The organism is Kineococcus gurbantunggutensis, from assembly GCF_050871925.1.
In the GTDB taxonomy this organism is placed as follows: Bacteria; Actinomycetota; Actinomycetes; order Actinomycetales; family Kineococcaceae; genus Kineococcus.
In genome coordinates this window covers 1-26,947 of record NZ_JBJLSG010000062.1, presented here as the reverse complement: position 1 = coordinate 26,947, position 26,947 = coordinate 1, and the positions used below count along the sequence as shown (strand labels likewise).

At 73.8% G+C, this 26,947-nt stretch carries 25 protein-coding genes and 1 pseudogene; 10 read left to right on the top strand and 16 right to left on the bottom strand.

Going from position 1 to position 26,947, the window contains the following annotated elements; translation table 11 throughout:
• Together ACRYR7_RS13185 and ACRYR7_RS13180 are read right to left on the bottom strand one after the other, a co-directional pair.
• Nucleotides 1-424: pseudogene (locus ACRYR7_RS13185) on the bottom strand (hypothetical protein); the annotation flags it as partial.
• A gap of 518 nt (nt 425-942) precedes the next feature.
• On the bottom strand, nt 943-1,155 hold the full coding sequence (locus ACRYR7_RS13180) for a hypothetical protein (protein ID WP_432572558.1): 213 nt from the start codon (nt 1,153-1,155) through the stop codon (nt 943-945).
• A 477-nt stretch (nt 1,156-1,632) separates the two neighbouring features.
• Between ACRYR7_RS13180 and ACRYR7_RS13175 the strand changes: the two genes are divergently transcribed.
• On the top strand, nt 1,633-2,172 hold the full coding sequence (locus ACRYR7_RS13175; RefSeq protein ID WP_432572557.1) for an ATP-binding protein: 540 nt from the start codon (nt 1,633-1,635) through the stop codon (nt 2,170-2,172).
• 88 nt (nt 2,173-2,260) lie between these two features.
• On the opposite strand, the gene ACRYR7_RS13170 is transcribed toward ACRYR7_RS13175, so the two are convergent.
• A complete protein-coding gene (locus tag ACRYR7_RS13170; RefSeq protein ID WP_432572556.1) occupies nt 2,261-2,764 on the bottom strand; it encodes a hypothetical protein in 504 nt (167 codons plus the stop codon).
• Between the two features lie 373 nt (nt 2,765-3,137).
• Here ACRYR7_RS13170 and ACRYR7_RS13165 point away from each other — a divergent pair, with 373 nt between their 5' ends.
• Entirely contained in the window at nt 3,138-3,539 is a 402-nt protein-coding gene (locus tag ACRYR7_RS13165; RefSeq protein WP_432572555.1) for an ATP-binding protein, read from the top strand.
• Here ACRYR7_RS13165 and ACRYR7_RS13160 read toward each other — a convergent pair.
• The 4 genes from ACRYR7_RS13160 to ACRYR7_RS13145 form a co-directional block, all read right to left on the bottom strand.
• Complete coding sequence (locus ACRYR7_RS13160) at nt 3,536-6,391, bottom strand: SpoIIE family protein phosphatase (protein ID WP_432572554.1); 2,856 nt, start codon at nt 6,389-6,391, stop codon at nt 3,536-3,538. The two genes, ACRYR7_RS13165 and ACRYR7_RS13160, sit on opposite strands and share 4 nt — an antisense overlap.
• A gap of 564 nt (nt 6,392-6,955) precedes the next feature.
• Complete coding sequence (locus tag ACRYR7_RS13155) at nt 6,956-7,366, bottom strand: ATP-binding protein (protein WP_432572553.1); 411 nt, start codon at nt 7,364-7,366, stop codon at nt 6,956-6,958.
• A gap of 153 nt (nt 7,367-7,519) precedes the next feature.
• Nucleotides 7,520-7,837: a hypothetical protein gene (locus ACRYR7_RS13150; protein ID WP_432572552.1), complete on the bottom strand. Its 318-nt coding sequence runs from the start codon at nt 7,835-7,837 to the stop codon at nt 7,520-7,522.
• A gap of 77 nt (nt 7,838-7,914) precedes the next feature.
• Nucleotides 7,915-8,325: a hypothetical protein gene (locus ACRYR7_RS13145; protein WP_432572551.1), complete on the bottom strand. Its 411-nt coding sequence runs from the start codon at nt 8,323-8,325 to the stop codon at nt 7,915-7,917.
• A gap of 179 nt (nt 8,326-8,504) precedes the next feature.
• Between ACRYR7_RS13145 and ACRYR7_RS13140 the strand changes: the two genes are divergently transcribed.
• Entirely contained in the window at nt 8,505-8,636 is a 132-nt protein-coding gene (locus ACRYR7_RS13140; RefSeq protein WP_432572550.1) for a hypothetical protein, read from the top strand.
• Nucleotides 8,637-9,115: 479 nt separating this feature from the next.
• On the opposite strand, the gene ACRYR7_RS13135 is transcribed toward ACRYR7_RS13140, so the two are convergent.
• A complete protein-coding gene (locus ACRYR7_RS13135; RefSeq protein WP_432572549.1) occupies nt 9,116-9,613 on the bottom strand; it encodes a MarR family winged helix-turn-helix transcriptional regulator in 498 nt (165 codons plus the stop codon).
• 359 nt (nt 9,614-9,972) lie between these two features.
• Between ACRYR7_RS13135 and ACRYR7_RS13130 the strand changes: the two genes are divergently transcribed.
• The 3 genes from ACRYR7_RS13130 to ACRYR7_RS13120 all read left to right on the top strand — a co-directional run bounded on the left by ACRYR7_RS13130 (nt 9,973) and on the right by ACRYR7_RS13120 (nt 14,915).
• Nucleotides 9,973-12,999: a SpoIIE family protein phosphatase gene (locus tag ACRYR7_RS13130; protein ID WP_432572548.1), complete on the top strand. Its 3,027-nt coding sequence runs from the start codon at nt 9,973-9,975 to the stop codon at nt 12,997-12,999.
• A 190-nt stretch (nt 13,000-13,189) separates the two neighbouring features.
• Nucleotides 13,190-14,266: a GGDEF domain-containing protein gene (locus ACRYR7_RS13125; RefSeq protein ID WP_432572547.1), complete on the top strand. Its 1,077-nt coding sequence runs from the start codon at nt 13,190-13,192 to the stop codon at nt 14,264-14,266.
• A 340-nt stretch (nt 14,267-14,606) separates the two neighbouring features.
• A complete protein-coding gene (locus ACRYR7_RS13120; RefSeq protein WP_432572546.1) occupies nt 14,607-14,915 on the top strand; it encodes a hypothetical protein in 309 nt (102 codons plus the stop codon).
• Nucleotides 14,916-15,546: 631 nt separating this feature from the next.
• Here ACRYR7_RS13120 and ACRYR7_RS13115 read toward each other — a convergent pair.
• The 4 genes from ACRYR7_RS13115 to ACRYR7_RS13100 all read right to left on the bottom strand — a co-directional run bounded on the left by ACRYR7_RS13115 (nt 15,547) and on the right by ACRYR7_RS13100 (nt 19,626).
• On the bottom strand, nt 15,547-16,629 hold the full coding sequence (locus tag ACRYR7_RS13115; RefSeq protein ID WP_432572545.1) for a nucleotidyl cyclase domain-containing protein: 1,083 nt from the start codon (nt 16,627-16,629) through the stop codon (nt 15,547-15,549).
• 299 nt (nt 16,630-16,928) lie between these two features.
• On the bottom strand, nt 16,929-18,035 hold the full coding sequence (locus ACRYR7_RS13110; protein WP_432572544.1) for a PAS domain-containing protein: 1,107 nt from the start codon (nt 18,033-18,035) through the stop codon (nt 16,929-16,931).
• 155 nt (nt 18,036-18,190) lie between these two features.
• Nucleotides 18,191-19,020, bottom strand: a protein-coding gene (locus ACRYR7_RS13105) for an IS5 family transposase (protein ID WP_432572543.1) whose coding sequence is annotated in 2 segments (ribosomal slippage) — nt 18,191-18,657 and nt 18,657-19,020 — 831 coding nt in all. Because the reading frame shifts where the segments join, the coding sequence is not laid out codon by codon here.
• A gap of 222 nt (nt 19,021-19,242) precedes the next feature.
• Entirely contained in the window at nt 19,243-19,626 is a 384-nt protein-coding gene (locus tag ACRYR7_RS13100) for a response regulator transcription factor (protein ID WP_432572542.1), read from the bottom strand.
• A gap of 661 nt (nt 19,627-20,287) precedes the next feature.
• Here ACRYR7_RS13100 and ACRYR7_RS13095 point away from each other — a divergent pair.
• Entirely contained in the window at nt 20,288-20,644 is a 357-nt protein-coding gene (locus ACRYR7_RS13095; protein ID WP_432572541.1) for a hypothetical protein, read from the top strand.
• Between the two features lie 549 nt (nt 20,645-21,193).
• Entirely contained in the window at nt 21,194-21,364 is a 171-nt protein-coding gene (locus ACRYR7_RS13090) for a DUF1059 domain-containing protein (protein ID WP_432572540.1), read from the top strand.
• 325 nt (nt 21,365-21,689) lie between these two features.
• Here ACRYR7_RS13090 and ACRYR7_RS13085 read toward each other — a convergent pair whose 3' ends face one another.
• The gene (locus ACRYR7_RS13085) at nt 21,690-22,502 is read right to left on the bottom strand and encodes a GAF domain-containing protein (protein WP_432572539.1); all 813 of its coding nucleotides are present in this window, start codon (nt 22,500-22,502) and stop codon (nt 21,690-21,692) included.
• Nucleotides 22,503-23,440: 938 nt separating this feature from the next.
• Between ACRYR7_RS13085 and ACRYR7_RS13080 the strand changes: the two genes are divergently transcribed.
• Nucleotides 23,441-23,716: a hypothetical protein gene (locus ACRYR7_RS13080; protein ID WP_432572538.1), complete on the top strand. Its 276-nt coding sequence runs from the start codon at nt 23,441-23,443 to the stop codon at nt 23,714-23,716.
• 5 nt (nt 23,717-23,721) lie between these two features.
• On the opposite strand, the gene ACRYR7_RS13075 is transcribed toward ACRYR7_RS13080, so the two are convergent.
• Nucleotides 23,722-24,570, bottom strand: coding sequence for an IS5 family transposase (locus tag ACRYR7_RS13075; protein ID WP_432572537.1), 849 nt, complete (start codon nt 24,568-24,570; stop codon nt 23,722-23,724).
• Complete coding sequence (locus ACRYR7_RS13070; RefSeq protein WP_432572559.1) at nt 24,546-25,202, bottom strand: methyl-accepting chemotaxis protein; 657 nt, start codon at nt 25,200-25,202, stop codon at nt 24,546-24,548. The genes ACRYR7_RS13075 and ACRYR7_RS13070 overlap by 25 nt, the downstream gene beginning before the upstream one ends.
• Nucleotides 25,203-26,206: 1,004 nt before the next feature.
• Between ACRYR7_RS13070 and ACRYR7_RS13065 the strand changes: the two genes are divergently transcribed.
• Nucleotides 26,207-26,758, top strand: a complete 552-nt coding sequence (locus ACRYR7_RS13065) for a helix-turn-helix domain-containing protein (RefSeq protein ID WP_432572536.1) — start codon at nt 26,207-26,209, stop codon at nt 26,756-26,758.
• Here the strand turns inward: ACRYR7_RS13065 and ACRYR7_RS13060 are convergent.
• Nucleotides 26,755-26,947: hypothetical protein (locus ACRYR7_RS13060; protein ID WP_432572535.1), on the bottom strand; the 193-nt coding region annotated here is incomplete at its 5' end. The genes ACRYR7_RS13065 and ACRYR7_RS13060 overlap by 4 nt on opposite strands.

The window sequence follows — 26,947 nt, the reverse complement described above, 5'->3', positions numbered from 1 at the left end:
GGTCGGGGATCGCCACGACCTCACCGGTCTCGATGGCCTGCCGGCACGGGCCCTTGCGCAGGGCGTCCTGCAGCTGCTCCACGGCCAGCGTGGCCTGGTCGGCGTGCACGAAGCGGGCCCGGCGGCGCTGGCCGTCCTCGTCGAGGATGCCCATCACCCCCACCCCGTCCACCTGCAGCACCTCAGCGGTGGCCGTGCACAGCTCGCGCAGCATGTCGTCCACGGCGAAGTCGCCCGTGGCCGCGCGCGCCAGCCGCGCCAGAGCCTGCACCAGCTTGGCGTGATCGAGCTTGGTGTGACGGCCCTGACCGGGGTCGACCCCGTCGCCGAGCGCACCGTGATCTACCCGGTCCTGCCCGTCCGCGTCCTGCCCGTCCGCGTCCTGCCCGTCCGCGTCCTGCCCGGCCGTCGTGTGTTCCAGCACCTGCTCGTCCTGTCCGCGGCTGCACGAGCACCTCGTCGGCAGCGCACGGCACGCGACGACCTCGCGGACGACGGCCCCGGCGGCGTCGGTGCGCCAGCACCCAGCCGCCGCGGTGAGCGGCGGGTGCCCGCCACGGGAGCGGATCGGTACCAGAGCGAGGTGCGGGTGATCGGCGGAGCGAGGAGGTGGCGTTCGTTGAGGAGCCGCTGTCCTTCACGCGTCTTCGAAGACGTCCACCGGGAACGGCGCCCCCCTTTTTGGAGACGCTCGATGAGCCCACGGCTACTGCTCACTCTACGGCTGGCTGCGGCACGCTGAGTCATGTTCGGCGATCGGCCGCCGCGCGGTGGCGGGCAGCAGCGGAGCGCTCAGCGGGGCCGACGCCCCGATCCGCCGCCACCTCCCCCCACCTCCTCGCACCGCCTGCCTGGTGCTCGCACCGCCGCCTGCCTGGTGCTCGCACCGCCGCCTGCTCGTGCACGCTGCGCCGCGCTCGGCCAGCACCACCCGCTGCGTGCTCAGCCGTCCTCGCGCGGTGCGTCCTCGAGCGGCCCGTGCCGTGCCGCTTGCTGGATCGAGCAGGCCTGCCCGGTCAGCACCGGCACGCTCCGCACCGGCACGCCCAGCGCCGGCGTGCCCAGCGCCGGCGTGCTGATGCCCAGTCCCGCACCGCGCGCCAGCGTCCTGTGCCGGTGATCGCGCAGCTGGGCGGCCTCGGCGCGCAGCCGCACCGCCCGGGCCCGCACCGCCCGCGCCGTGGCCCTGTTCTGCGCCGGAGAGGCGCCCGACCAGCCACCCGAGCGCACCCGGGGTGCGGCACCGGATGAGACGGCGGATGAGGTGTCCGGTGAGGTGTCGGGTGAAGGGGTGCTCACAGCGTCCTCCAGCAGGCCGTGACGTGCGCCGCCCAGCTGGACGCTCACCGGCCAGCATGCCCAGCACCGCCCGCTCCTGCACCCGGGCACCTGTGCACGCGTGCACCCGGCCGGTCGTGCCCGGCCAGCTCGCCGCTCACCTGCCGCGAGTTTGGTGCTGGAAGCAGCGGGAAGCGTGCTGGGCAAGGAGCCCTGGTCAACCGCAGCGCTCAGCCGAAGCGCTGAGCGACAGCGCTGAGCAGGACAGCCCCGCCCAGCAGCGCCGGCACGAGAGCGCCCCACAGCGGGCCCGGGGTGAGTGAGGACGGGCAGCAGCACGGCGAGGAGGAGCCGATGAGACAGCCGGTGATGCAGCTGGTCCTGCCGCCACAGCTGTCCTCGGTGCCCACCGCCCGGCACTGGGTCCGGCAGGCCTACCAGCGCTGCTGCCCACCGCACACCGAGGACACCGGAGGTACCGGAGGCGCCGAGGACACCGAGACCGCTGGCGGCGCGGGGACCATTGGCGGTGCAGGGACCACCGGCGACGCGGGGACCAGCGAGATCACGGTGCTGGAGCTGCTGACCACCGAGGCGGTGGCCAACGCCGTCCTGCACGGCGCCGGGCAGGTGATCGTGCAGCTGAGCTGCACCGAGCAGGTGGTGCGCGTGGCCGTCAGCGACGCCGGCGCGAACCTGCCGGTGGTGCGCCGCGCCGGCCCGCGCGTCATCGGCGGTCATGGCGTGGCCCTGATCGAGACCCTGGCCACACGTTGGGGCGTGCACCCTCGCACCGGCACCGGTGAGGACGGCGCCACCGGTGAGGACGGCGCCACCGGTGCGAGCACGGGTACGGGCAAGACCGTCTGGTTCGAGCTGGGCACCCACGCTTGAACCACCCGTGCCTGAACCTCTCGTGCCCGAACCGGCACCGCGGCAGCCAGAGCGGTGCCCGGAGCAGCCCGTGCCGGTGTTGCTACGTTCAAGGGGTCGGTGCCCCCCCTGGCGACGCCTCGAGCTCGAACGACGACCCGGGCCGGGACAAGGTCTCCTCCGACGACGTTTCACCCCGCGGGTGCCCTCGCGCCAGGATCAGCTGCACGCACGCGCGCAGGAGCTGCACCGTGCCGGTGAGCAGCTGGCCGCCCGGGAACGCGCCGCCCGCGAGGACCGTCAGAACCGTGAGGAGCTGCGGCGGGTGCTGCTGGAGCTGGACGAGCTGGCCGAGCGCATGGATGAGCTGGCCGATGCCTTCGACGAGGTGGCCGGGCAGCGCGACGCGGCCGCCGATGCGCACGATGCGGCCGCCGATGCCCGCGATGCCGCCGCGCGAGCGGCCGAGCACGCCGCCGGCGGTCAGGACGGCGCGGTCTGCATCGCCCGCCACCACGCCGCGGTGCAGCGCGATGCCGCCCTGGGCGATCGCTTGAAGGCGCGCGATGAGCGCCGCCGCGCCGCCGCCAAGCGCGAAGACGTCGAACGTCAATACGGCGAGCCCGGAAGTACTGAGCCTGGGCAGGGAGATCGGCCCCCCGCCCGGGAGTCGAAGTCTCCGGGCGAGGGCCGATGGTGATCGCGTACCCCATGATCCTGGCGGCTATACCTGCAACTCGAAACCGCTTCTGTGGTGCACAGCCGTCACACCCGTAGAGGAAGGACGTTATCTGCGGGTCGCAGGATCTGGTTGAACAGCCAGCTGGCTCCCGACCTGCCCGCCGGGGCCAAGTCACCCACAGGGGGTGGCACTGACGGTCCTGAACGCAGCGGCGCCTCTGAGTGACGACCGCCTCGACAGTGGGTACCTCTCCACATGCAGGCGCCGCCGAGCGCGGCACGACGAAGACTGGATGATCGACAACATGTGTGAGACCACCCCCACGATGCGCCTGGAGCTGCCGATGGACGAGCAGGCACCCGGCCGGGCCCGGCGCTTCCTGCGCGAGGCGATCTGCCCGGTGCACGCCGCCTCGGTGCTCGACAGTGCGCAGCTGCTGGTCTCCGAGCTGGTCACCAACGGCATCCGCTACGGCGCGCCCCCTCTGAGCGTGCTGGTGGACTGCGACGGCAGCGCCGGGCTGCGGGTGACCGTCAGCGACGGCGGCGTGCGCGGTGTGCCCCGGGCGCGTCAGGCAGGCTCGCAGGAGGAGTCCGGCCGGGGTCTGGCCCTGATCGACTACGTCAGCGATGCCTGGGGCATCGAGCCGCGCGAGGAGGGCAAGGCGGTCTGGTTCAGCCTGGCCCCTGAAGACGAGGCTGCTTAGCCTCCGGCGCGCTCCCCGTCGTGCTCCTCACCGGCGCCCGGCTCGGGAGGCACGTGCGCCGGCACCCGCTGGGGGCCTGCTTCGAGCGGGCGGGGGCGGTCCTGGCGGTGCAGGCGCACGGCGATGATCGCCACGTCGTCCTCCGGGCGGGCGGGGAGCATCTCGACCAGCAGCCGGTCCACCAGGGTGTCCAGGTCGCTGTCGTCGGCAGCCAGGTCCACCAGGACCTCCTGCAGCTTCTCCAGCCCCGCCTGCAGCGGCTGATCGCGCCGCTCGACCAGGCCGTCGGTGTACAGCAGCACGGTGGCATCGCGCTCCAGCACCACCTCGTGGTCGGTCCGGGTCAGCTCCGGCAGCACGCCCAGCAGCAGGTCCGCGTGCGCGCCGGTGTGCTTCTCGTCCAGCACCCGCACGGAGCCGTCGGTGTCGATGACCACCGCCGGCGGGTGCCCGGCGTTGGACCAGCGCAGCCGGGTGATGCCGCGGGCGCGCTCGTCCAGGTCCTGCTCCAGGCGCGCCACGATCGCGGTGGCGGTGGTGGAGATCTGCAGGTTGGCCATCGTGCGATCGGCCTTGGCCAGCACCTGCGCGGGGGTGTCGTCGTCCAGGGCGCCGATGGAGCGCACGAGGGTGCGCACCTGGCTCATCGCCGCCGCCGCCTCGGTGTCGTGGCCGATGACGTCGCCGATGACCAGCACGGTGGCGCCCTTGGCCTGCAGGAAGGCGTCGTACCAGTCCCCGCCGACCTGCGCGGCCTCGGCGGCCGGGGCGTAGCGCACCACGATCTGCCCGTGGTCCGGCTGCGGCGGCTCGGAGAGCAGGGAGCGCTGCAGGGCGGCGGCCAGGTCGCGCTGCTGGCGGTACAGCCGCGCGGCGTCCAGCGCCAGACCGGCGCGGTCGGCGACCTCGGCGGCGGTGGCCATGTCCTGCGCGCTGAGCCCCCCGCGCTGCGGGGAGGCGAACAGGGTCAGCACCCCCACGCTGCGCCCGCGCGCACGCAGCGGGAAGACCGCCGCGAAGCCCGGCGCGAGCTGGGTCAGCAGCTGCTGCGCCCGGCCGCCGGGCTCGAGCACGGCACCGACGGCGCGGGTGGCATCGGGCACGCTCAGCGGGGCGGACTGGCGCAGCGCCTTCCACAGGAAGGACTCATCGCTCAGCTGCGCCAGGCGGCAGCCGGCGTACTCGCGCACCAGCTCGCGCAGCTGCTCCTCGCGGTGCCACCAGCCGACATCGCGCAGGCCCCGGCGCAGCTCGCGCAGCCGGCCGCTGGTGGAGGCGGCGCGGGCGGTGGCCGGGGTGCTGGCCGGGGCGTCGTCGTCGACCAGGGTGATCACGCACCAGTCGCCCAGGGCGGGCACGACCAGCTGCGCCAGGCGCTGCACGGCCACCTCGGCGCTCTGGGCGTCCAGCGCGCCGGTCAGCTGCGCGCTCACCGCCGCCAGCAGCGCCAGGCGCGCGGCGGCGTCCTCGGCGCTTCGCTGCGCGTCCTGGCTGGCCCGCTGCGCCTGCTCGGCCACCCGCTGGGCGTCCTCGGCGGTCTGCTGGGCCTGCTTGCGGGCGGTGATGTCCAGGAAGTACAGCGCCAGCCCGCCGTTCTCGGGCACCGCGCGCACCTCCACCCACACGTTCAACGGCTCGGGGTAGAACGCGTCGAAGACCACCGTCTTCCCTGTGCCCACCGCGTGGCGGTAGCGCTCCTCGAAGACGGTGCCCACCGTGGCGGGGAAGGCCTCCCAGAAGCTGCGCCCGAGCAGCTCCTCGCGGCTGGCGGCGGCGATGCGCTCGACCTCGGCGTTGGCGTAGGTGATCGTCCAGTGCTCGTCCATGGCCAGGTAGGCCACCGCCATGGAGTCCAGGATCTGCTCGATGCGACTGGCCCCCTCGCGCACCGCGGTGATGTCGTAGGCCGCGCCCAGCAGCCGCGCCGGCGCCCCGTCCGGACCCGGCAGCGTCGCCCCGCGCGCGGCGATCCAGCGGTGCGTGCCGTCGACGGCGACGATGCGGTACTGCGCGGTGTAGGTCCCGCCGTGGGTGCTCGCCCGCTGCACCGCGGCGATGGTGGCTTCACGGTCCTCGGGGTGCAGGTGGGCGTAGACCTCCTGCGCGGTGCCGCCGAAGGCTTGCGGGCTGATCGCCGACAGCCTCAGCAGCCGCTCGTTCATCTTCAGCTCGCCACTGGCCAGGTCCAGGTCGAAGGTGCCCAGCTCGGCGGCGCCGATGGTCAGCTCCAGCAGCGTGCGGTCGGCGGCGTACTCGCTGGAGATCGCCGACAGCTCCAGCTCGGCGGCGGCCGCGGCGGCGATCTGCTGCAGCAGCTGCACGTCCTGGCTGCTCCAAGCGCGCGGGGCCGGCTCGAAGACGCACACCGCCCCCACCACGCGATCGGCTCCTGAGCCGTCCTGCACGCGCAGGGGCACCCCGAGGTAGGAGGCCACCATCCCGCTGGCCACCGGGGCCAGGTCCGCCACGCGCTCATCGGCGGCGGTGTCGGCGATGGCCAGCGGTGCCCCGGCCGCGGCGGTCTGGGTGCACAGCCACTGCGCCAGCGGCCCCTCGCCTTCCTCACCCGCAGTGGGCTGCGGGCCGGCAGCGCCCAGCAGGGCCTGCTCGGTGCCGATCAGCGCCACCCGCCCGGAGCCGGCGCCCAGCAGCCGCGCGGCCAGGCCGGCCAGGCGGTCCAGGCCGGGCAGCGTGCCGGCGCTGGGCCGCAGTCGGCGCGCCGCGGCCACGCGGACCTCGTCAGCCGAGAGCGCTTCAGCCGCCGCCCGGGCTGCTGACGTGCCAGCAGCGGGGCCGACAGCATCCATCGAGACCGTGCTGAGCTTCTCGTCGGACGAAGGGGTCTGGGGCACGCGCACTCTCCTGACGCCAGGGCGATGCTCTGGCATCACGCCAGGGTGGTGAAGAACAACTCCATTCTCACCGATCACCGCTGTCTGCCGGCGACGGTCCCACACCTGCGCCAGCTGCCTGGAGCCGTCGTGTCGCACTGACGGGTGAGTCCACCGAGGTGTCAGACGTGCCGTTCCCTGTCTGCGTCACCGGGCACGTGGTCAGCAAGCAGCAGCATCGATCACCCGAGGACCCGCACGGACAACACCGACAGCACCGACAGCACCGACAGCACCGGCAGCACCAGCAGCACCAGCAGCACCAGCAGCACCAGCAGCACCGAGCACCTCGTCCTGAGCGTGGTGGTCACAGACGCCCAGTGGCGAGCTGACGCCTGCGCCGTGCTGACCGGTGCGCACGAGCGCTCGCACCAGCGCGCCCAGCAGCGCGGTCTGCGCATCTGCGCACCTGCTCGGTGAGCCGCGCGACGACGTCGAGGTGGTCCCCGACGCCCAACGCGTGCGGATCACCCTGGCCGCTGAGGCTCTCCCCGTCGAAGGTGGGGATCGCGAGCCCTCGTGACCTCAACGTCGGTGCGGGCCAGGACGCCGGGGCGAGGAGACCAGGCAGAACCAGAGCGTCTTGCGCGAGCCGTTGGCCTGCACGCCCCAGGCCTTGCTGATGAAGCCGACCAGCGTCATGCCTCGAGCGCCCTCGTCCTGCTCCCCGGCCGTGCGCGGCACCGGCTGAGCGCCGCAGGCATCGCTGAGCGCGATGCGCAGCCCGGCCGGGGACTCGCAGTCCACCTCCAAGACCAGCGGCGGCGCCCCGCAGCGCACACCGTTGGTGGCGACCTCGAGCAGCAGCTCGGCCCCATCGAGCGCGGCCGCGTAGTGCGCCCGGCAGATCACCTCGCGCAGGAAGTCGCGCGCGAGCTCGGGGTCGTGGGCCTGCAGCGGCAGGACCACCTCGGAAGCTGCAGTGATCGTGCACACGGCACCCGTCCTGGCACCGCTGAGTGGTTGCCGCAGGACCGCGTCCTCGAGCTCCCGGCACCTGGCGCTGGTGCGCGCCGGTGCTCCACGGTGCGGGAGGACGCGGGGGGGGCTGGCGCCGGCCGGTTCCTGCCGTGGCGAGCGGTGGGCCGCTCAGCGCTCGAAGGCCCGCAGCAGCTCGTGCCAGTGGCTCCAGGAACGATCGAAGTCCGGGTGCTCGCGGTGCTCCAGGGCCACCTGCAGCAAGGCGCGCTCCAGCCGGCCGGCGCAGCGCCTCCTGCCCTCGCGCACCGCGCGGCGGTAGCGCTGGGCCAGCTGCACCCAACGGGCGCGGGCGTGGACGTCCTCCAGCTCCAGCGGCTGACCGCCCAGCTGACCGGCCAGCTGGCCAGCGGGCTGGGCGCGGTGCTCGACGAAGTCCAGCAGGGCATCGACCACCGGGCGCGGCAGCAGCAGGGGCGGGGGCGGCACAGCGCCATCGTGGCGCTCGGGGCCCCACCTCGCAGCGCGATCCTATTTTCTATACCGACCGCTCTCGCCGGGGGTGCTCACCAGAGCGCTCCTAGCACCCCGCTGCGCTGGACCGCGCCAGCGGCGGTGAGGAGCGAGCGCACCTCGGCGAGGAAGTCGCTCAGGGCGCGGGGCTGCACGTGCACGACCGCCGCCTCCTGCGGTCCCTGGGGTCCGTAGGATCCCTGGGGTCCCGGCACGTCCCAGGCCACCGCGGCCCGGGGCACCGCCACCCCGTACCGGCGCAGGCCCGCAGCCAGGCCCGCGTCCAGGTGCTGGCCCGGGCGCAGGGCCAGGGCCAGGGTGCGCTGGTGCGGCCCGAGGTCGAACCACCACTGCTCGAGCGCGTCGTGTCGTGTCACGTTCAACCACATCGGTGCGTGCATGCGCCCCGGTGAGGACGCCTCCTCCTGCCGGCGCAGCGCGTCCACCCGGACGGGGGCCCGCACGCCCCGTCACCACCCGCCCGGCGCGGCAGCCGGGCACCGGCAGCACCCTGGCGGGCCTGCAGCGCTCACCGAGGGTGGCTGGGGGCGCTGGAAGTGCGAGCGGCTTCGCGTGGCGGGCGCCACGAGGCCCGCTTCTCCCTGGGGAAGGGCGGTCGCTTCCCGTCCGCAGCATCGAGGAGGTGGCCAGCACCCGCAGCACCCGCAGCACCCCCCGCACCCGAGGCACCGCCGCGACTGACACCTGCGACACCTGCGACACCTGCGACACCGAGCACCCCGTGCTGACCACCATCGTCAAGCACGCCGAGTGACCAGCCGGCACCGCCGCCGTGGCCGGGTGCACGAGCGCCTGCACCAGCGCGCCCAGCAGTGCGCCCTGCGCGTCCAGAGTGCCCCCTCGAGGCGGTCGAGGCGCGCTACGACGCTCGCCGTGCGCGGATCACCCTGAGCACGGCCGCCGCACCGGCAGCGACGCGACCTGAGCGACGGGACGTCCACCAGCCAGACGTCCACCAGCCAGACGTCCATCAGCCAGACGTCCACCAGTCAGACGCTTACGTCAGTCGCGGACGGCCAGACAGGGCGCCGAATCGGGTGGGTGCACCAGAAGCGGTGCCCACCACCGGGCCTGATCCGCCGCACAGGGCGCAGCCATCTCACCCACACCGCGTCTTGACCGCACTGCGCCCGCTTCGCGCTACACCCGCCTCGCCCCGCGCTCGGGCCTCGGCTCGCCCTTCTCGCACCGCGCTGCGGCCGAGCCGCCGGGGTCGACGTGCAGCAGGCCGCCTCACCCGGCGGTGGAGGTCACCGGCAGCGAGGCACCAGGACCACCGGGTTCAGCTCCTGGGGGCAGGCGCTGCTGCAGCCAAGGACCGACCAGCTCGGCCAGCAGGGCCCGCAGGGCCGTGCGTGCACCGGGACTTAGACCGGCGAAGACCTCGGCCACGTGCGCATCGACCGTGAGCGCAGCCTGGGCCAGGGTGCACCGGCCGTGCTCGGTGATCGAGAGCCACACGCGGCGCCGGTCGTGCTCGTCGCGGCGGCGCTGCACCAGCCCAGCACCCTCGAGGCGATCGGCGACGGCGGTGATGCTGGACTGCTGCAGGCCCAGCAGCTGCGCGAAGGTGCCCGCCAGCACCGGCCCGTGCACGCTGACCTCGTACAAGGCGTTCAGGTCGGTGGCGGAGATCGCCATCCCCGCCGCGGCCTGCTCGCTCGCGCCCTGCACCGCGCGCCCGGCCAGGACGAGCAGGTAACCCAGCTCCATCTCCTGCGCGACGGGCACGACCGTCCTCCTCCACCCACGCCGGCGCGGCTGGCCACCGGCCCCGGCCGACCCCTGCGCACCGGTGACCACCACGGAGCTCCAGGGTAACCCAGCCACCACCAGACGCCAGGAATTCACTTCACCTTTCAAAGGATTCCTCCGGCGCAGCCCTCGCGCACCACCCGCACAGGGCGAGGTGAGGGCGCACAGCACTCGCGCACTGGTCGCGATGGCTGTGTATCAACTGCACTGGCTCTGCATTGTTCGTGAACTGCGGTCGCTGACGTTCGCCCGCACCGGTCGCGTTCGTGCTCACCAGGTCCTGGCGATGCCATAAGCTTTGACGGTTGAAGTTACTCAATCGGACAGTGGCGACGGTGAGCGAGGAGATGACTGCTCAGGGTCAAGACAGTGGCGCGCTGCCACGGCAGCAGGCGCTGGGCCGGCAGCCGGTCACGCCCGGCTCGGCGCCCGAGACCGCCACCGAGGCCGCCACCGAGGCCGCCGTGGTTGGCGCACCAGCAGCGGGCGAGAACACCGGCGCTCCGAGCCGTTCGCCGAGGGCGGACACAGGCACCGAGCGGCAGGTCCCCGAGCCCCAGCGCACCGGTGACGGGCACCGGTTGCCGACCACCACCACCAACCCGGCCCTGCAGCGCCTGGCGCAGCTGGCCGCGCACCTGCTGGGCGCACCGGCTGCGCAGGTGTGGCTGCTGACACCGGCGCAGAGCATCTCCGCGGCCGCCGGGCAGGACCTCGCCGTGCTCGAGGGCAGCGGCGCGCTGGCCGACTCGCTGTGCGCGCTGACCGCCGGCGGTACCGGGCCCCTGCTCGTGCAGGACGTCGCCGCCGATGCGCGGGTGGCGCACCTGGCGCCGGTGGCCTCCGGGGCGGTGGCTCCCGGAGCGGTGGCTCCCGGAGCGGTGGCCTCCGGAGCGGTGGCCTCCGAGGCGGTGGGCGCCTGCCTGGGCGTGCCGCTGGTGGGTCAGGACGGGCACGTGGTGGGCGCGGTGTGCGTCTTCGCCCCCGCCCCGCGCACCTGGTCCAGCACCGAGGCCTCCGTGCTGGGCGACCTGGCCGCCGCCGCGGTCACCGGGCTGGAGCTCTCCGCGCTGAGCGTGGACCACGAGGCCGAGCGGCTGCGCTGGCAGCTGTCCATCACCGCCGGCGGCATCGGCAGCTTCGACTGGGACCTGCTCAGCGGCACCCTCACCTGGGACGAGCGCCTGATCGAGCTGTTCGGCTACGGGGTGGACACCGGGGAGGAGTTCACCCGCAGCATCGAGGCCTTCAACGCCCGCGTGCACCCCGAGGACCTGCCCCGGGTCAGCCACGCCCTGCAGCAGTGCATCGCCACCTGCGGGGACTTCCGGGCGGAGTACCGCGTGGTGCGCCCGGACGGGAGCACCCGCTGGGTGCAGGCGCGCGGCACGGCGCTGGCCGACCAGACCGGCACCGCGGTGCGCCTGCTGGGCGCGGCCTACGACACCACCGCCGCCCGCGAGGGCGAGGTGCGCACCGCGCGGGTGCTGGAGTCGATGACCAGCGCCTTCTACTCCCTGGACGCCTCCTGGCGCTTCAGCTACGTCAACGCCGAAGCCGAGAAGCTGCTGCAGCGCGGGCGCGAGCAGCTGCTGGGCGAGGTGGTGTGGCAGCTGTTCCCCGCCACGGTGGGCAGCGTCTTCGAGGAGCAGTACCGCCGTGCGGTGAGCACCGGCGAGCCGGCGACCTTCGAGGCGTACTACCCGCCCCCGCTGGACGGCTGGTACGAGGTGCGCGCCTGGCCCGGCCCGGGCGGGCTGTCGGTGTACTTCGCCGACATCACCGAGCGCCGCCGCGCCCAGCAGCAGCTGGAAGCGGCCCGCGAGCAGGCCGAGGCCGCCCGCCGCGAGGCCGAGGCGCAGCGGCTGGCCGCCGACCGGGCGCTGGAGCGGGCCGAGGCCGCGCACGCGGCCACCGCCGCCGCCGCGCGCCGGCTGCAGCTGATCGTGCGCGTCAGCGAGGACCTGGCCGCCACCTTGGACGTGCACGAGGCGGTCGCGCGCCTGGCCCAGCACCTGGTGCCGGCACTGGCCGACTGGTGCCTGGTCACCCTCATCGACGAGCACGGCGCCTTGCGCGACGTGGGCTGCGAGCACGCCGACCCAGCCCACCGCGAACTGGTGCGCGCCTACCGCGAGGCGCGCCTGGGCGCGCTGATGGAGACCTCCTTCCTGCACCAGGTCTGGCGCAGCGCCCGGCCGGTCTCGATCGCCTCCGGGGCCACCGACGCGCTGCGCGAGGTCCTGCGCCCGGGCAGCAGCGCGCGCGAGCTGATCGGGCAGCTGGCGCCGCAGGCCTTCGAGTGCCTGCCGCTGCGCGCGCGCGGGCGCACCGTGGGGCTGGTCAGCCTCTTCCACGACAGCGCACGCGGGCAGGTGCGCGGTCAGGACCTGCTCACCGCGCTGGAGGTGGCCGACCGCGCCGGGCTGGCGCTGGACAACGCCGCGCTGTACTCCGCCCAGCACCGCATCGCCGAGGGCCTGCAGCGCTCCCTGCTCACCGCCCCGGTGGAGCCGGACCACGTGCAGGTCGTGGTGCGCTACCAACCCGCCGCGCAGGCCGCGCAGGTCGGCGGGGACTGGTACGACGCGTTCTTGACCCCCGACGGGGCCACGCTGCTGGTCATCGGTGACGTCATGGGCCACGACGTCGCCGCCGCCGCGGCGATGAGCCAGGTGCGCTCCCTGCTGCGCGGCATCGCCTACGCCACCGGCGTACCCCCCGCACAGGTGCTCTCCGGGCTGGACGCGGCCATGGCCGGTCTGGCGGTGCAGACCACCGCCACCGCGATCGTGGCGCGCCTGGAGCAGGACGAGGACGAACGCCGCCGCGGCACCACCCGGCTGCGCTGGGCCAACGCCGGGCACCCGGACCCGCTGCTGCTGGACCCCGAGGGCACCATCACCTCCCTGGCCGCGCTGCCCCCGCAGCTGCTGCTGGGCATCGACCCGGCCACCCACCGCGCCGACGCGGCCATCACCCTGGATCGCGGCAGCACGGTGCTGCTGTTCACCGACGGGCTCATCGAGCGGCGCGGGCGCTCGATGGAGGAGGGCCTGGTCGCCCTGCACGAGGCCGTCGCCGAGCTGCACGAGGCCGGCGCGGACCTGGACGAGCTCGTCGACGGGCTCCTGGCCCGCCTGGTGCCCGAGGGCCACGACGACGACGTGGCGCTGGTGGCGGTGCGCCTGCACCCGCACGACCGGCCGCGCCCGGCCGAAGCCGGTCCCAACTGCGTCCCCCCGCACCCGGCGGCGCCCACCCCGGCGGCGCCCACCCCGGCGGCGCCCACCCCGGCGGCGCCCACCCCGGCGGCGCCCACCCCGGCGGCGCCCACCCACCGGAATCCCCACGAGCGCTGAAGGGCCCAGGCGTCGTGGGGCGACAGCTCGGGGAGCCCGAACGGCGCAGGTGGGCACAGCGCAGGTGGGCACAGCGGGGGTGGGCACCCCGGCAGCGGCGGTGAGCACGGCGACGAGGGCGAAGCGGTGGCGAAGCGGTGGCGAAGCGGTGGCGAAGCGGTGGCGAAGCGACGAGGAAGGGGTCTCAGCGGTGAGCGAACAGCTGCCTCACGCCCTCAAGCACTCGACCGAGGGCACCGACAGCCGCACCAGCGGCGACGGCACCGGTGAGGTCGGCGGTACGGCGCAGCAGGCGGTGAGCGCCCTGGACATCGACCTGGCACGCACCGCCTTGGCGCACACCGACGCCCTGGTGGCGGTGCTGGACACCCGCGGGCACTGCGTGCTGGTCAACCCCGCGCTCAGCCGCACCCTGGGCTTGAGCGAGCAGCAGCTGAGCAGCCGGCCCTTCTGGCAGCTCTTCGTGGCCCCCGAACGCGCCGAGCGTGCTCGCGCGGCGTTCACGCTGGCCATCGAGCAGGGCCTCGTCTTCGACCAGGAGGGCGAGTGGATGGGCACCGACGGCCAGTGCCGACGCGTGTGGATGCACAACGACCTCGTGCGCGATGAGCACGGGCGGGTGCGCGCGGTGGTCACCGTCGCGGTGGACGTCACCGAGCGGCGCCGCCGCGAGGACGTGCTGCGCCGGCGCGCCGAGACCGACCCGCTGACCGGGCTGCGCAACCGCGGCGCCTTCTTCAGCGCCCTGCGCGCGCAGCTGGCCAGCGGCCCGCGCCCACCGACCCCTGTTCCGACACCGGGCGGCCACCACGGGCCAGGCGAGCACCACGCGCTGGGCGAGCACCACGCGCTGGGCGAGGACCAAACGCCGGGGCCGTGTGGTCTGCTGTTCTGCGACCTGGACGGGTTCAAGGCGGTCAACGACCAGCACGGTCACCACGCCGGGGACCTGGTGCTCATCGAGGTCGCCGCCCGCCTGCAATCGCTGATCGAGCACGGTGACGTGCTCGCCCGCCTGGGTGGTGATGAGTTCGTCGTCCTGTGCCGGCAAGCACCCCGTGAGCACGACCAGCAACCCGGCGGTGAGCACGACCGGCAACACCACGAAGAACACCAACAGGAACACCTCGAGCACGAGGACGGCGGACGCGGGCGACAGCGGTGGCAGGAGAGGATGACGCTGCTGGCCGCGCGCGTGCAAGCGCACATCGCCCGCCCCGTGCCGACCCCGTACGGCCCGATCCAGCTGGGCGTCAGCGTGGGCTGAAGCCTGGCTGAGGCCGGGCAGGACCCCGACGAGGTCGTGCAGGCGGCCGATCGGCGCATGTACCAGGTCAAGTCTGCGCGCCGACGCCGTTGAGCGTCCGGCGTCCACGACCGGGCACGACCCCGCGCCACCGCACGGAGCCGAGGGGGCGAAACCGATGGGGCCGAGGGAGCGGGGCCGAGGGAGCGGGGCCGAGGGAGCGGGGCCGAGGGAGCGGGGTCGAGGAAGGTGCTTGCGGTGCAGGCAGCGCGACCGGTGCACCGCGACCGGTGCACGAGGCAGGTCAGCTGCACCAGGCAGGTCAGATGGAGAGAGTGGAACCGGTGGACGGACGGATCTGATGGACGGGACGGATCTGATGGACGGGACGGATCTGATGGACGGGACGGATCTGATGGACGGGACGGATCTGATGGACGGGACGGACACCGGGGACGGGGAAGACCTGGTGCAGGAACCACAGGAGGTGCTCGCACGCGGTGAAGCGGTCCCCTGCCCCCGGTGCGCCGCGCCCTTCCCCCACCACCTGTTGTGGTGGGAGCGCGCCGGTAACAATTCCGGTGCCAGGTCCGGTACCGGCGCCGGTTCGGTGCTGACCTACCGCTGCATCGCGTGCAGCGCGGTGTTCACCACCCTGCTGACCAGCTGACCTCCTGCCCCCGATCCGCTCTCCCGGCCTTCCTGGATCCGCTGTCACGCCCGACCCGGCCCCACCTGCACCCGGTCGTGTCCGACCCGGGTCCGCGTCCGGCCTGGGCGCCGTGCTCGGCCAGCACCCGGTCCTCAGCGCTGCGCCGCGCGGGTGCTGATCGCACCGGTTCGGTCGACTGGCGCAAGGGGGTGGCGCACGCGCTGACGGCGCTCACCACCGCGCGCGACGGCGTTCCTGAGCACCTCGCTGAGCAGCCGAGGTGGCCGGTCTCGAGCTCTTCCTGCCCCGAAGGAAGCCCACAGCGGGCCAGAGGGAGGCCAGAGGGAGGCCAGCAGCGCACGCCCGCGGGGAACTCGCCAGCGCGCACTGCCCGTGCCGGCACCGCTGGGCCCTGACGCCAGAGAACCCCGGTGCTCGTGCGCACCCGGCCGCTCGCCGCTGGCCGGGCCCACCGCGACACGATCTGTCACCTCGCGACCTGCTGCACTCAGAGGGTGCACGCAGCACCTGGTGCGGCAGCTCGCCGCACCACCACTACCCGGTCCGCGCCGCGCCACCCGCCCCGTGTCACCCGCCCTGCGCCGCACGATCCGCGCCGCACGATCCGCGCCGTGAAGGTGTTCGCCTTTCAGGCGCTGGCGCGGCGCGCGGCGATCAGCTCGTTCTCGGCCTGCTGCCAGGTCCCGGCCACACCGGTGCTCGCCGAGCGCAGCGCGTGCCCGGCCACCAGGCGCGCACAACCTGCCGCGCGCACCGCCAGCTGCACCCGCTCGAGGACCTCGCCCGCCTGGCGCTCGCCGCGCCCGGCGCACAGCACCCCCAGCTGGCGCCCGCCCAGGCGCGCCAGCACTACCTGCTCACCGCCCCCCTCACCGCCCGCCCCACCGACCGCCCCACCGGCGGCCTCGGCGGCCGCGGCGCCGATGCGGCGCAGCAGGCGCGCGCTGGTGACCGGACCCAGGTCGATCACGCTGATGCGCACCGGCTCGGCGTACGCCCGCGCGCGCTCCTCCTCGCCCTTGAGCACCAGCGCCCACCCGCGCCGGTCCAGCAGCCCGGTCAGCTCATCGCGCCAGCGCCCGGCCGCCTGCACGTGCGCCGCGCGCTGGCCGCGCAGGCGGTGCAGGTCGCCTTGCAGCACCTGCGCCAGGTGCTGGGCGACCTGGCGCGCCGGCGCCAGGTCGGCGTAGGCGTGCACCCCCAGCGGGTCCGGGCCGGTGCCGCACAACGTGCCCAGCACGCTGCCGTCGGCGGCGCGCAGCGGCACCCCGGTGTAGGTGCCCAGCCCGAAGCGGTGCACCGCCTCCCGGTCGCGGTAGGCCGGCACCGCGGCCAGGTCCAGGGCCAGCGGCGGCCCTTCACCGGCCAGCATCGCCTGGCACGTCACCTGCCTCAGGTGCAGCTGCAGCCCCACCGGCACCGGGATCCAGCGCGAGGAGCCGCCCAGCAGGGTGTACGCCTGGTCGGCCACCCGCGAGGCGAACCACATCGGCGAGCTGGTGCGCGCCACCAGCTGCGCGGTCAGCTCCTGGCAGGTGCGCGCGAAGGACAGCGCCGCCTGCTCGCGCACCACCTCCTCGCGCACCGCCTCCCCGCGCACCACCTGCTCGCGCACCGCCTGCTCGCGGCCAGTACGCCTGGGCTCAGCGCTCTGGTTCTCGGTGCGCTCGCGCCTGGTGCGGGTGCGCCACGACGACAAGGACCAGCCCATCGCAGGACCTCCACAGCTCGTATCGAATAGTCGACAGTCAGTACTCGAATAGTTGCTATGAGCATCGGTCGCGATGACTAGCACTTGACCGGTCCAGCAGCTGTTCTTTGCTAGTCACCCGCGCACGCGTACCGGCCTACCACGCCGATCATGGGCGCCTCGGGCCTGCCTCACGATCACGCAGGAGGCGGCAGCCGCAGGGCTGACGCGCGGTGGTGTTCGGGTTTTTCGACGCGGGCTCGACACCGGCTCGACGCCGCCCAGGGTGATGACCGCTGCGGTTGCGGCGGTCGGAGCGGCTACAGCTGCGGCAGCCGGGTCAGGGCACCGATGATGCGCGGGCCCTCGTGCCCGGCATCGATCAGGCGCCCACCGCTGAGGTACCAGGCGTAGCCGCCGGCGAGCTGCGCGAGACGCAAGCGCACCTGGTAGGGCCGGCCGGTCTGAAAGGTGCGGTCCAGCGCTAGGGCGACCTGCTCACGCTCGTCGGGGTGCACCTTGTTCAGCTGCTCCTGCAGCGAGGCGCTGGTGGCGCGCACCTGCAGCAGCTCGGCGCAGCGCGCGTCCCAGGACACCACCTGGGTGCGGTGCTCCACCTGCCAGGCGCCCACGTGCGCCGGCAGCAACCCGGCATCCGGCGAATGCTCCAGCACGGAGGACTGCGCCACCTGCTCCACCGGGTCCACAACCCGGTCCTGGACCGCATTCTGGACCAGGTCATGGACCAGGTCATGGAGCAGGTCCTGCCGCGGCTGCCCCACCCGGTCCCGGTGCGCGCGCGGGGGGTCGTGCGTCGCAGGTGGCGCCGGGGAGCTGGCAGGTGATGCGGTGCGATCACCGGCTGGGGCCTGGAGCCGTGCCACGGCGGCGGAGATGGCCGAGGCGATGGCCGAGGCCAGAGACGGTGTGAGGGCAGGTGTGAGGGCAGGTGTGAGGGCAGGTGTGAGGGCAGGTGTGAGGGCAGGTGTGAGGGCAGGTGTGAGGGCAGGTGTGAGGGCAGGTGTGAGGGCAGGTGCAAGGGCGGCCGAGAGCGCGTCTGCCGGGGTCGGCGATGCACTGGGCGATGCACCCGCTGGTTCGTCAGAACGCCCATGGCCCAGCTCAGCGGCCTGCTGCGGTGCTGGCGCCCGCAGGGGCGCCGAGGTCGGCGCAGCGGTGGCAGCGCCCTGGGCGTCGAGCAGCACGGTCAAGACCTCGCGGGTCAAGGTCTGGCGCGTCACGCCGTCTCCTTGCACGATCAGGCCCCGGGCGCGCCCGTGCTCGTCGTCGCCGAGGACGGCATCGAGCAGCACCGACAAGACCGGGTCCTTACCGGGCGGCAGCTGATCACCCCACAGCTGCTCCAGGAGCAGGCGCACCCGCCGCGCTCGTGCTGCGGAAGCCCGCTGGGTGTTGGAGCGATCCACCGTTGCCCTCCACCTCGATCACGGCCCGCGGCTGGCTGGCGGTTCACCACCGGCTCACCACCGGCTCGGTGAGCACTCGAGCGCGCCGCGCAGACGTCACCGCAGACGTCACCGCTGAGCTCTCCTGGACGTCTTCCCTCTTACAACTCCTTTCACTATGACGGCGGGAGTTTGCGGTAGCAGATCAACGCGCAGGCCAGCTGCAACAGGCCCAGGTGCAGGTCGGCGCGCAGCTCGTAGCGGATGCGCAGGCGTTTGAACTGGTGCAGCCAGGCGAACGTGCGCTCCACCACCCAGCGGGTCCGCCCGAGACCGGAGCCGTGTCCGACGCCCCTGCGGGCGATGCGCGGCACGATGCCGCGCTGGCGCAGGGCGCGTTGGTAGACGCCGTAGTCGTAGCCGCGGTCGGCGAACAGGTAACGCGGGCGCAGACGAGGGCGACCACGGGCGCCGCGCACGATTGGGAAGGCGTCGATGAGCGGCAGCAGCTGGGTCACGTCGTGGCGGTTGCCGCCGGTCAAGGTCACGACGAGCGGAACGCCGTTGGCATCGGTGAGCAGGTGGTGCTTGGAGCCGTTGCGGGAGCGGTCTACCGGTGAAGGGCCGGTGTGAGCCCCCCTTTGAGGGCCCGCACGTGCGAGCCGTCCACCACCGCCGTTTCCAGGTCCAGCTTGCCGGCCGCGCGCAGCTCCTCCAGCAGCACCTGGTGCAGGCGCGGCCACACCCCGGCCTCGGTCCAGTTCCGCAGCCGGCGCCAGCACGTCACCCCCGAGCAGCCGAACTGCTCGGTGGGGACCTGGCCCCAGGTGCAGCCGGTGATCAGCACGTGCACGATGCCGGCCAGCGCGGCACGGTCATCGCGCGGCAGCCGTCCGGGGTAGCGGTGTCGGCGCGGCGGGCGCTGGGGCAGCAGCGGCTCCACCCGCCCCCACAGCCCATCGGGCACCAGCTCCACGACCCGCTCGGGCAGGACCTGCTCGGTCATGCCTCCAGGCTGCGACGAACGGAAAGACCCCGCAAGTCATAGTGAAATCAGTTGTTAGCGGGCAGCACGTCCACGGCGCAACTCGGGCACACCGCGCGCGGCTGCGCCCGGGTGCACCGTCCCCCCACGGGGGGGCACAGAGGCGCCGGGGGCGGCACGCGGGCACAAACGGCGGGCACGAACAGCGCCCACGAACGGAAGATCCCCGAGCGCCGGTGAAAGCTAAGGGTGAGGGGCCGGCGGGTGAGGGGCGTGCAGATGACCGGCCTGCTGCGCGGCGCGCGCGGCAGCGGCGCTGCTGCGCACCCCGTACTTGCGGCGCGCGCTGGCCAGGTGCTGGGTGACGGTGTGCACGGACACCTCCAGGCGCCGGGCGATGTGCGCGCCGCTGCACCCCTCGGCGATCAGCTGCAGGACCTGGCCCTCGCGCGCGGTCAGCGCCTGTGTGTGCACCTCGCGGCACGGCTGCTGCGCCAGTTCCTGCAGCCGGCGCACCTCGGCCTCGGCCAGCACCACCACACGCGCACCGCTGGCCGTCTCCAGGACCAAGTGCTGATCGCTGGAGGCGATCGCCTCCAGCAACTGCGGCCAGCTCTGCTGCCCCAAGTGCTCACCGTTGAGCGGTACCACCGGCGCCTCCGTCCTGATCACGTCTGCGGGACCCTGCTGCGTGCGCGTGGCCGCCAGCGCCCGCGCCGGTCCTCGGCGCACGCGCGCGGGCACGCAGCGATCTTCGGTGCGCTGGTGGCGGACCTGAAGCACGCCGGGCACCGGTGCAGGCGCCCCCCTGCTGCTCGCCCAGCTGGTGCACCCGGGTCAAGGGGCGCACCGGTGCTTCGCACCACGGCCGAGTGGGGGTAGGGGTGCGGGAACGTGGGGATCGCAGATCCACACCGCGTGGATTAGCACCGCATGGATCAGCACAGCGTGGACCCGTGCTGGTCCACGCGGTCAGCACGCCCACGGCACCAGCGGCCCCGCCGCGTCCAGCAGTGGTGAACTCGCGCCGGCCGGCAGCGAGCCGTCGAGGGCGGGCACCGACGTCGAGGCCGATCGAGGTCCGCGGTCGATCAGGGCTCAAGCAGCACCTGGCGGCCGTCGACGCAGCATGGGAGCGCCTCGACATGCGCACCACCGCTGCAGCACCTGCAAGCCCATCCTCCTGAGGTGCACCACCCTGCGGTCCACCACCCTCAGATCCACCACCTCAGGTCCACCACCCTCATGTCCACCGCCTGCACGTCACCGATCGGGCCGGGAGTCGAGCATGTGCCAGCACACCGATGAGGTCAGCATCACGCGCGTGGTGCCCGCGCAGACCTGGGGCACGAGCGAGCACGCGGTGCGAGCTGAGGTGCACACCGGGCTGCAGCAGTGGCTGCGGCAACGGGGCCGGCACCTGCAGGGCGCACCGGTGCACACCGTTGAGATGCTGCCCAGCACGCAGCAGGTGCGCATCACCGCGCGCGCCGCTCTGGTGCCCGCAGAGATCACGCCCACCGCCACGCCCACCGCCACGCCCGCGGCGGTGTCCACGGTGTCCACGGCGCTCGCCGCGCTACCGGCAACCACTGCAGCCGATGCATCCACGGCCTCGTCAGCACCGTGGGGCATCTCGCGCTGACGGTCGCGCTGACGGTCGATCCGGAGACAGGGCTCACCCGGGCGCCGCGGCCCGAACCCGAGAAGCACCAACGGGCACCACCGCACCGCACACCACCGCACACGACTACACCGGTGGGTGCGGCCATCGCCGGCCCTGCTGCGGCACCGCTCACTGCGCCGGATGCGTTGGTGGCGCACACCCACCACGCCCGCGCTTCGCGCGATCCGCGGCGCTGGTGCACCCCGCTGCCGGCGGCCCTGAGCGCCTGGCTGGTCGAGGTCGCCCGCCGCGCGGCCACCCGCCACGTCGCGGCCCCTGCCACGTCATGGACGTGAGCGCGTCGTGCGCGCGAGCGCACCACCAGTGTGCACCGACGGGCAGAGCATCGCCGTCGGGGCGATCGCGCACGCGGACCTCCTGCTGGCCCTGACCCGTTCGAGCGAGTCGGCATCAAGACCGCTGCCCGCGGCCCCGATGCCCTCACCAGCCACCCGCACCAGAGGGCGGCGCCTGCGCTGCGCACCGCCGGTGCAGGTGCAGGTGCAGGCCCCCGCGTAGGAGATGACGATGAAGAAGTTCCGCTGCGGCGACGTGGTGCCCGGCTGCACCCGCGCCTTCACCGGCTCCGCCGACCAGATCCTGCTGGCCGTGGCCGGCCACGCCCGCGCCGAGCACGGCCTGACCGAGGTCCCCGAGCAGCTGATCGCGCAGGTCAACGCCGCCATGGTCGACGCCTGAGGGCTGCAGCGCAGCCCGTCCGGCGCGCAATCCATCCGGCGCAGCCCGTTCTGCACGACCCGTCCTGCACGACCCGTCCTGCACGACCCGTCCTGCACGACCCGTCCTGCACGACCCGTCCTGCACGACCCGTCCTGCACGACCCGTCCTGCACGACCCGTCCTGCACGACCCGTCCTGCACGGTGCAGCGCTGTGGGACCGGGGCTGGCGGGGACGCCCAGCAGCGGCCCGCTGCAGGCGGCGACCCGGTAGAACCGCAGGTGAGCTCGACGAGTCTCTCGGTGACTCGCTCGGTGGCGCGCTCGGTGGCTAGGTAGCGCTGCCCTAGACCGCACCGATCCCACCGCGACGGCGCGCGGCCAGCGCAGCGTCCTCCGCGCGCTGCCAGGTCAGGGCCAGCCCACCCTGCGCGCACCGCGCAGCCTGCCCGGCCACGGCGGCGCACCCGGCAGCACGCACGGCCCGCTGCACCCCCTCGAGCACCCCCTGCGCTTGCGCCAGCGGGCGACCGGCGCACAGCACGCCCAGCTGGCGCCCGCTCAAGCGCGCCACGCACGCCCGCTCCCCGGCCGCGCGCGGCGCACCGGCCGCGGCCCGGCGCACCAGGCGCGCGCTGCTGACCGGCCCCAGGTCGATCACGGCCAGCAGAGCCGGCTCGGCGTGGCTGCGCCCGCGCTCCTCCTCGCGCGCCAGCAGCGCACCCCACCCCCGGCGGTCGGGCAACCCGGTCAGCGCATCACACCCGCGCCCGTGTCCACGCCCTCGTCCAAGACCGTGCCCGAACGCGTGCCGCTCCAGCGCGGCGGCGGCCTCGGCGCGCCGCTGCTCGTGCAGCAGCTGCAGGTCGCCCTCCAGCGCGGCAGCCACCGCGGCAGCGTGCCCGCGCGCCAGCGCCAGGTGCCGGTAGGCCTGCACCCCCGCAGGGGCCGGGCCGATGCCGCACAAGACCCCCAGCACCTCCCCGCCGGCACCGCGCAGGGGAACACCGAGGTAGGTGCCGATGCCCAGGCGGGGCACCACCGGCCGGGCGGCGTAAGCCGGCACCGCGGCCACGTCCAAGGCGACCTGCGGCCCCAGCCCGGCGATCATGGCGTGGCAGATCGTGTCGGCGCAGGGCATCTGCTCCCCGGTGCGCACACCGGCCCATCCACCGGTCCATCCACTGGGACGGTCACCGCGCTCGGCACCGAGCCCATTACCGGCTGGTTCGTCACCGGCTGGTTCGTCACCGGCTGGTTCGTCACCGGCTGGTTCGTCACCGGCTGGTTCGTCACCGGCTGGTTCGTCACCGGCCGGTTCGTCACCGGCCGGATCGTCACCGGCCGGCCGGGCGCCGGCGGCCGAGCCGGGCAGCGAGCGCACCGCCAGCACTGTGTACTGCCCGTCCTGGATGCGCGCCAGCAACCAGGTCGGCAAGGTGGGGCTGACCAGCGAGGCCAGCGCCTGCTCGGCAGCGCGCGTGAGCAGGGTCCCACCTGGCGCTGTGAGCACTGCGGACCCCACAGGCCCCGTGAACCCCGTGAGCTCCGTGGACCCCGTGAGCTCCGTGGACTCCATGGGCTGCACCCCGCTCCACGGTGCTCGATCCAGCTGGTCCATCGACGTCTGCTTCATCGCAACCCCCGGTACCTACCGCGTGAACCACTCCTGCACGCGCCGGGCGCCAACCGTGCCGGTGGACCTCTCAGCAGAGGTCTTGGCCGGCCGAGGGCAGCGCCCGTGCTGCGCAGAACCCCTCCCCTGCCCGGGGCGGGGTTCCTGGCATCGAGGGTGAACGAGCACCCGTCCAGCGCCTAGCGCCGCACGGGTGATGCGCCGACGGTGCCGGCGATCGGTTCGGGCAGGACACCCGCAAGCGCGACCGCGCAAGTGATCGTGCCCGCAACCGGGACCCTGCGCGGCTGTCCGGGTGATCGGGGGTGTGAGGTCGCAGCACCGTGGGGACCTTCACCACCAGCACCACCTGGTTCCCACCGCCCCCGCACCGCCCCCGCACCGATGCTCGCCCGGTGCGGCTCTCGCCCAGCGCGGGAGCCGGGAACACCCACCAGCACCCCGTCCGCCGGAGACCCGCCGTGGAGCACCACCACCAGCTGACCGTCACCAGCGTCGTCGAGGACGCCCACGGGAGGATGGACACCCGCGCGGCCGCGGCCATCGCGCACGCCGCGCTGCGCCGGCGCGCCGACCAACAGCACCTGCTCATCCGCGGCCCAGCGCACGAGGACGTCGAGGTGCTCCTCGGCGCACGCCGCGTGCGCGTCACCGTGACCGCTGAGGTCACCCCTGCCGGCGAGACGACCCCCGAGCACGAGACGGCACCCGAGCACCATAAGAGCGACCGGCAGTAGGCGCGTCACTTCAGCCGGCGCGTCGTGGGTCGACCCGGCCAGCGGTAGCGGTTGCGGGCTTCGTTGATGAGCCTGCGGATGACGGTGATCGCGGCGGCGAGGTGGGTGTAGAACTCCACCACCGCCCGGGACCGGTCGGTGATCCGGCGCAGCTTGCCGTAGCCGTTGAGCCAGGCGTGGGTGCGCTCGACCGGCCAACGTTTTCCGACTTGGATCGGGGCCTTGACCCCCTTCACCGCGATACGTCCCGGCAGGCCGAGTTCGGCGAGCAGGGCGCGGGTGACCTTGGAGTCGTAGCCGGCGTCCAGGTGCACGGTCACCGGCGAGGGAAGCGGCCCCAGCGCGGTCAGCCCGGCCAAGGTCGGGGCCAGCAGGGGTGAGTCGTGGCAGTTGGCTCCGGCGACCTCGACGTGCAGCGGGATCCCTGCCGCGTCGACGAGGACGCAGCGTTTGGTGCCGCCCTTGCCGCGGTCGACAGGGCTGCGGCCCGCGCACTCCCCACCCCCGACGGCCTTGGTGATGGAGCCGTCCACGGCCACGTCATCGAGGTCGAGGCCGATCATCGTGTCGTAGGCGGTGAGCGTCGCGGCGAACACGTCCTGCCCGATTCCGGCGGCGGCCCAGGCGTGCAGTCGGCGGCGGATGGTGCGATCCGAGCAGCCGGGGACGGCGATGCGCTCCAGCCCCGATCCGTGGACGAGGGCGGTCAGGACGAGGTCGAAGACGATGCGGTCGGGGATGCGGCGGCGGTGGCAGCCCAGCGGGTGGGTGGGGTCGAACTCCGGCTGTGCTGGAAGCAGCGTGGCGAACTGGGTCCAGAGGGGCTCGGTCAGTGATGATGGCAGGACGGGCACGGGTTCCTCGGCGATCTTGAAGCGTAGAGAACTCCATGATCACCGGGGCCCGTGTCCGCCTGGCCGTGACGCGCCGGACTCCTTGGCGAGCACCTGCGCTGCCCCATCCGACGCCCTACTGCCGGTCGCTCTAAACCACGACAGCTCAAGTGCGGGGCAGGGCGAGGGAGCCGACCAGCTCGTTCGACCCGCTGGCCACGCGTAAGACCTCGTCCGTCGTCGCCGCGCTCTGGTCCGCCCCCGCCGTGGTGAGATCCACTGCTACCGCGACCGCAGCCCGCAGCCCGCAGCGCGTGGATGCGACCGATGACCTCGGTGATCTGCCCGATCGCCCCCACCGCTGCGCCGGCGTCGGTCTGGGGGGCGTGGATCCACCCGGTGATCTGCTCCGCGGCCGTCGCGGTCTGCCGGACCAGCTCCTTGACCTCCCCGGCCACCACCGCCAAGCCCTTGCCCGTCTCCCCCGCCCTGGGCGGAAAGGAGGTGGCGCTCAGCACCTCAGCAGGTTGGCATGATCGGCGGTGGAGGTGGACATCTCCTCGTTGGCGGCGGGGGACGAGCCGGGAGCGCGAAGAAGCCTGCACCGCACGGAAGAACGGCTGCTGGGTGGCCACTACCCACGCCTCATGCATGAGCACGCACACTCCTTGCGAGAGCACCCCCTCGCAGGCGAGAGGCAGCGGTTGTGGTCCTTCTCCCACCCTGCACCGGTCCTGATCCCGCCCAGGGCATGGCAGGACACCCACCTGCACCGGTCGAAACCACTCATCACCGCTCATCGCCGAACGTCACCACCCGTCGCCTTCCGTCACCGCTGACCGGCGCGCAGTCGTGAACGGCGCGGACAACACCGCTGGATGTGCACCAGTGGACGCGCACCGCTGGACACGCACCGCTGGACGCGCACCGTGCTCGCACCGCTCCAGCAGCGCACCGCCCCGCAGGCCGTGGTGCGGCCGGACCTCGGCGGGCGCGCGCACCCCGCACGTGCTTGGCTGATGCGGTGACGGCGTGCTCACGCAGCGCACCAGCACCGCAGCGGCAGGACCAGAACGACCGCAGGACCAGAACGACCGCAGGACCAGAACGACCGCAGGATCGTCTCGAACAACGGGGCGCACGTGGAACCGCCTCGAGCAACGGGGCGGTGGGGCCGGTGAGCGAACCGCACCGTTCAGGCCCACCCGGCACACGGGAGTGCTGCATGAACGACGAAGCAGCACACGAGCCCGGCACCGCGCCGGCAGGCACGCTCGCGCAGTACACCCGCTCCCTGGCAGCGGCGCTGCACGCCGCCGGCACCGCAACGATGCTCGACCTCGGTGCTGACCCGCTCCGGAACGGGGCACCGCTCGATGCCGACCACCGCTGCGCCGGCGTCCCGCGCTTCGCGGTGGTTCTCACCACGCACGCGCCGGGAGGGAGCACCCCCACCGCAGCGCCGCCTGACCGGGCAGCACCCGCAGGAACCAGGACGTCCGGCACGTCCAGGACGTCCGGCACGTCCGCGACGTCCGGCACGTCCGCGACGTCCGGCACGTCCGCGACGTCCGGTTCACCCCGGGCATGGCGAGCACCCGAAGCGCTGGGAGCACCGGGCCAGCAGCGAAGCCCCGCCCTGGTGCAGGTGCTCCCGGTGCTCACAGCGCAGGCCGTGAACGCCGCCCTGGCGCACGGGGCGGTGGGCGTGCTGGCCGTGGACACGCCCCTGGAGACGGCCGTGCGGGTGGTGCAGGCCGCCGCCCAGGGGTGGGTGCTGCTGCCCGCACCCGTGGCGCACGCCCTGGGCAGCACCAGCACCACTGCCGGCACCACTGCCGGCGATGCCAGTACTGGTAGCGCTGCTGGAGTGGCGCTGGAGGCGGCACCGCGCACCACGCCCCTGGAGCGCGCGTGGTTGCGCGCTCTGGGCGCGGGCACCACGGTCGCGGCGCTGGCGCGCGGCAGGGCCTGCGGCGAGGGCGAGGTGTACCGCTCGCTGGGCGCGCTGTACCAGCGCCTGGGCGCGGCCAACCGCACTCAGGCCCTGCTGATCGCCCAGCGCTGGGGACTGCTGGAGGAGCGGGCAGCAGATGAGGAAGCAGCGGACGAGCAGTCGCTGCACGAAGAACCCGTGCACCAAGAACCCGTGCACGAAGAACCCGTGCGTGAGGAACTCGCGCACGCCCAGACCCGGCGGGACGGCTAGCGACGATGGTGGACGACGCACGGCACCGGAACAGCCAGCACGACGGGCACCGCCAGCACGACCACGACGGGCACGACGGGCACGACGGGCACGACGGGCACGACGGGCACGACGGGCACGACGGGCACGACGGGCACGACGGGCACGACGGGCACGACGGGCACGACGGGCACGACGGGCACGACGGGC

What these genes read in the sequence shown, in the direction of transcription:
- ACRYR7_RS13090 (WP_432572540.1), top strand. Translation starts at nt 21,194, where the DNA reads ATGAAGAAGTTCCGCTGCGGCGACGTGGTGCCCGGCTGCACCCGCGCC.
- ACRYR7_RS13095 (WP_432572541.1), top strand. Translation starts at nt 20,288, where the DNA reads ATGTGCCAGCACACCGATGAGGTCAGCATCACGCGCGTGGTGCCCGCG.
- ACRYR7_RS13120 (WP_432572546.1), top strand. Translation starts at nt 14,607, where the DNA reads ATGGACGGGACGGATCTGATGGACGGGACGGATCTGATGGACGGGACG.
- ACRYR7_RS13175 (WP_432572557.1), top strand. Translation starts at nt 1,633, where the DNA reads ATGAGACAGCCGGTGATGCAGCTGGTCCTGCCGCCACAGCTGTCCTCG.
- ACRYR7_RS13070 (WP_432572559.1), bottom strand. Translation starts at nt 25,202, where the DNA reads ATGCATGAGGCGTGGGTAGTGGCCACCCAGCAGCCGTTCTTCCGTGCG.
- ACRYR7_RS13115 (WP_432572545.1), bottom strand. Translation starts at nt 16,629, where the DNA reads ATGGGCTGGTCCTTGTCGTCGTGGCGCACCCGCACCAGGCGCGAGCGC.
- ACRYR7_RS13165 (WP_432572555.1), top strand. Translation starts at nt 3,138, where the DNA reads ATGTGTGAGACCACCCCCACGATGCGCCTGGAGCTGCCGATGGACGAG.